Origin of the sequence: uncultured Campylobacter sp. (assembly GCF_937997465.1) — a bacterium.
In the GTDB taxonomy this organism is placed as follows: domain Bacteria; phylum Campylobacterota; class Campylobacteria; order Campylobacterales; family Campylobacteraceae; genus Campylobacter_A.
In genome coordinates, this window is record NZ_CALKTQ010000255.1 from 1 (window position 1) to 5052 (window position 5052).

Annotated in this window: 3 protein-coding genes; 1 reads left to right on the forward strand and 2 read right to left on the reverse strand. The window is 39.8% G+C overall.

The features are described 5' to 3' along the window. Positions 1-285: 285 nt before the first annotated feature. A complete protein-coding gene (locus tag Q0546_RS08425) occupies positions 286-3792 on the forward strand; it encodes a hypothetical protein (RefSeq protein ID WP_298792147.1) in 3507 nt (1168 codons plus the stop codon). A gap of 433 nt (positions 3793-4225) precedes the next feature. On the opposite strand, the gene Q0546_RS08430 is transcribed toward Q0546_RS08425, so the two are convergent. Together Q0546_RS08430 and Q0546_RS08435 are read right to left on the reverse strand one after the other, a co-directional pair. After that, positions 4226-4717: a flavodoxin domain-containing protein gene (locus Q0546_RS08430; protein ID WP_298792149.1), complete on the reverse strand. Its 492-nt coding sequence runs from the start codon at positions 4715-4717 to the stop codon at positions 4226-4228. Positions 4718-4797: 80 nt separating this feature from the next. Further along, positions 4798-5052: 2-oxoacid:acceptor oxidoreductase family protein (locus Q0546_RS08435; protein ID WP_298792151.1), on the reverse strand; the 255-nt coding region annotated here is incomplete at its 5' end.

Here is a 5052-nt window from a genome sequence, read left to right on the forward strand (position 1 = left end):
CTATAAAGAAACTTTTTGGGAAGTGAAGCCGCGAGCTTTACTCCCGCGTCCTTTTTCAAAACTCCGCTTTAACACAAATTTCATCTATCTATTTTGATAATTCAAAAACTCAAAATTTATTACTTAATACGCATAAAAATACAAAAGCTTCACGCCTAAAGTTCCATATTTTGTAGCTGATATTTCATAAAATATTAAGTTTTATTTTTATACTTATTCTATATAATAATAAAATTTTAAATATTCCACACGTATATTTAAAAAATACAATTTAAAGGTGTGAAAATGTCTTTAACCAAGTCACAAATTTCAGGACTTTATGTTGCCTTATTTGGCAGATCTAGCGAAGGCGCAGGTAATGAAGCCTGGCTAAAATCGGCAAACGCTAAAAATTTAAATTTATCCAACGTTGCAAATTTTATGTTGGATACGACGGCGTCGAAGGAATTTTTCGGCAAAAGCCTGGAGAGCAACGAAAATTTCATCAAGCATATTTATGCAACATTGTTAAACAAGGATGAAAATACCGATATCGGTGGAAAAGCAGGCTGGATAAACATGCTAAATAATACAAACGACAGAGGACAGGTCGTAAGCGAAATTTTAAAAGCAGCGCTAAATCCGGTCCATGCGCAAAGCTCGGATACTGCCACCAGAGACGCACATAAAACGCTGATAAACAAAATCATCGCATCAAACGTCGTTGCCGATAGCGTGCAAGACGTACCGGACGGCGATATAAAAACAGCTTTAAATTCTTTTTTAAAAATAAACGACGCCGTAACGGCTACATCCTCCGCTCAGGATATAAAAAACATCATCATAAACAACAAATCAAATTTGACGCTAGATGGCTCAAAACTAGACGAATCGCTAAGCAAAAACGATAAAATAGCCGTAATATCGCAAGTAACCGGAAAAAGCGAAAGCGAGATAAAAAGTCAATTTCCAAACTACGATAAAGATTATGTCCCTACTCCAGAGCCAAAACCCGACCCTGATCCTATCATCGAAAAAACCGACGTTAAGACGTTTTTGGAAAAAGCTGCAAGTATTACCGACGAAAACACATCGTTTATCATAGAAGACGAAGCCGGAAATATACAAAATAATATAGTCAAAATCGCCTCAAATTTAAAATACGTCCTATCTATCAAATTTAGCGGCAGCTTTACGCTAGACGCCAGCAAAGCTACTACGACGCTACTAAATAAAATTTCCGAAGGTAAAATTTGGCTGCAAAGTGCAACGAGCGATCATCTAAATTTGATACAAAGCAGTTCGGTAGAGAAATTTTTCATAGACGATAGTAAAGATTTTACGTTAGATATCGCTACCTTTATAGCGCTAAAAGACAAAAAAGCAAATGGCGATAAATTTGTAATAAAAGATACTTCGGCAAATATCGTTAAGCATTTTGAGTATATAAAATCTCACGTAGATAGCATCAAAACCCTAGATAGCACGGATAATGCAAAGATAAATTTCATAAAAGCACAATACGACGCCGTAAAAGACGTAGTATCTATGGACGACAAAGATAACGGAGTGTATGAGGTCAATGAGCAAACCGGCAAAGCAGACATGAAACCGATCGACGTAAAAGACGGCAAGGCCTTTACCTGGGAATACTCAAACGACACGACGGGCGTAACGTATAGGATAGAATTTGGCAAAAGAGACGCTCGGCCTGAGAGCTCGGATATAAAAGTCGATATGCCGGACGGCAAATTTTATAACGGCGAAAATATGATCAAAGACTACAAGATCAAAGCTTATAAAATTTACGAAAAAGACGGCTACAAAGTAACCGAAGAATACACGCCTAGCGTCTCAAAAACAGGCGACGTCACTAGAGATAAATTTGACGACAAAGGCGTACTGGAAGAAAAAATATTAGAAAGAAGCGACGGACAAAAACTCACACTAACCTACGAGGACGGCAAACTAAGCTATGCTAGCAAAACCGATCCAAAATACGCAAATACCGATATAAACTTCGAGATCAGTAAAGATAGCGAAAATCTGGACTACAAAGGCAAGTTGTATCTAAACGCAAGCTCGCCCGAGCATCTAAGCCCTCTTGCGCCGAATTTCAACTACAAAGGCAAAGTCACAGTAACAGATAGCGCGCTAGATACGAAATGGACCGCCGATATCGGAAAAGACGAAGTAGTTTACCGAGCGTACGACGGACGATACTCAGACGACGTAACGCTAGTGTCAAAGGCTGCATATACGGTCAATAGCAGCTATGGAGTCGATACTTTCGATATAGCCCAGACCCTACAAGAAAATGCAAATTTGAAAAAAATAAGCATCAACACTGACACGAACAATCTATCAAACGGCGCAAAAATGGCGGTACTAGACAATGCTCAAGATAAAATCACGCTTCCATCAAACATCACCGAGCTAACAAGAGCGCAAGAGGGCGTAAATCTGCAAAATATCGAGGAAAAACTATCTACGCTCGGAGTCGGTAAGGCACAGTACTTCTTGCAAAACGTAGGAGAAAATAAATTTAATGCCTATATGGCGCTAAATACCGACGGCGTAGAGGGCTATCAAAAGGATAGTGATACCTTGATAGAGGTAAAAGATGTCGAATCTAGAAGCTACTTTACAGAGATAAAAGAAGGCGCAACTTCGATTTATAAGAAATTAACGCCTGATTTTACCGTTCCTAATCCGTCTAGCTTCGAAAACGCCATAGCTCAAAACGTAGAAGGCGGTAAGGCCACAAGCTGGGAATACGAAGATATGGCGGCTAAAAAAACATATCGAATCGTTTTTGAAAAAGCACAAGATGAAAATAGTGGATTTAAATTTGCACAAGGAGTATTTTTTGATAAAAACGAAAAGGTGCTAAATACGACCGGTTGGCAAACTAGAGCAAAGGTCTACGAGATAGACAAATCTACTCCAAACGTCGAGATCGTAAAAGCCCTAAGCAATAATGAAGGCGGAAGAGTCATCCAAACCGTCACAAAAACCTACGACGATTCTAATAAGCTAATAAAGCAGGTATTGCAAGACACTTCGTACAGTCAAAACGACAAAACCGTAGACGTAACCTACGAAAACGAACAGATAAAATCGGCTACAATAACAAGCGCAGAATATGCCAATAAAACGGTAAAATTTGACGTTAGCTCAGATAACGACGCTTCGATGCTAACGACAAAATCGCCACTTACGATGGATTTATCTAAGCCCTGGGATCTAAGCCCGTTAAGCGAGGTAACAAAAGGACTTAAAGGTACTGCGACTATAACCGACAAAGCGCTAGATAAAAAAGCCGTAGCCCATATCGGAGATACGCAAACGACGTTTAAAATCTATGAAAATATAAACTCGGATAAAATAACTCTCATCTCAAAAGCCCAGGGAAATAACGGATCGTTTTTGAGCAAAGAGGAATTTGACGTCAAAGAAACTATCGCCCAAAATCCGGATCAAAAAGAGATATCGATAGAATCAGGCATAGGTATGATGAAAATATCAAAAAACGAAAAAATCAAACTACCTGACAATATCGCAAAAATTTCAAAGGCCGCAGACGGCACGGATTCGTCAAATTTGACGGAAAAGCTCGCAAATTTGAAAAACGGAGAAGGCACTTATTTCTTAGAAAACGTAGGAGCGGATAAATTTAATGCATATCTGGCGCTAAATACAGACGGCGTGGAAGGCTATCAAGAAGGCAGCGACACTCTAGTCAAAATCTCCGGCGTAGCTTACGGTGCAGGATTTAGCGACGTAGACGGCGGATACACAACGTTAAGCTAAACTTAAAACTAAAAGGGGCTAAATTTGGCCCCGTTTTTATTACTCTTTAAATTTATAAGCTTTTAATTTTGAATTAACCGTTATAAATGCGAAAAATATACCGAGCTTTTACCGTCTAAATTTAGCTGGATTTTAGGATGCGGCAACACGGTTAAAAGTTAAATTTACTTGCTTACATAAAATCTAAATTTAAAAATATCGAGCAAATTTAACGCATACGAGTTTTTTGTTTTTTTTGCAAAATAGCCCGTTTGCACCGTTTGAGCTTATTTGGGATTTTACCGTACCAGGCGTTATTTTGCCGTTACTGCAAGTTAAATTTATACGCAAACTGAAATCAGGCAAAAAAGAGGGGGAGTACAAACTATGCCGCCGTTGCTGCATCAAGTATAAAAAATCCGCCTTGTCCGTTTTAGGCAAGGCGGCAAGAAAATCAGAATAAATTTAAGATAGTAGGCTTATTTTCCTCGACCCATTTGTCGATGCGTTTTGCGTAGTTTTCATCGCCCTTAACGTCAAGCGCGAGGCCGATAAATTTGCCGTTTACAAAAAACGCTGAGTGGTTAAATTTATATCCGTCCACGTCGCTAGCGCCAAAAATTTGCGCATCTTTTAGATACGGCAGAAAATCCACGGCGCCGCTAAAAAGCGTCTGCGGGTGATTGGCTTGATTTCCGATAGCTACGATGGCAGCCTTTTTGCCTTTACTACCGGCTTTTAAAAGCGGCAGTTTCTCCGCCCAATCAGACTGCAACTCGCCGTCGCCGTAGCTAGGTGCCGCCACGATGATAACGTCAAATTTAGCAAAATCCTCCGCCCCAGCGCTCTTTACATCAACTAGCTGTGCTCCTATTTTGCCCGCTAGATACTCGCACGCGCTCTTTGTGTGCCCCTTTGTCGTCGTGTAAAAAATACCAACGCTCATTTCGTTCTCCTTAAAATCAAATAAATTAATACCTGAATTATAACGAAATGATACTTAATCTATCTTATTTTGTCACTCTTTTATTTGTCGTTTCCTATGCAAATTTTGGCGTATTTAATTCCAAGCTCATATGCTTTTTCATTTTCAGCATAGACTTTTTTAGGCACTTTTGAGAGCATTACGCGTTTAACTAGCTCAGTATCTAGGCAGCCGCTCATCTGCACGGCCACTGCGAGCGCGACTACGCTTTGGGTTATTACATTGCCGACCTCGTCTTTGGCGATGGAGATGATCGGGATTTCGTAAATTTTCCAGCGCCTTTTGTCCTCGTCGCT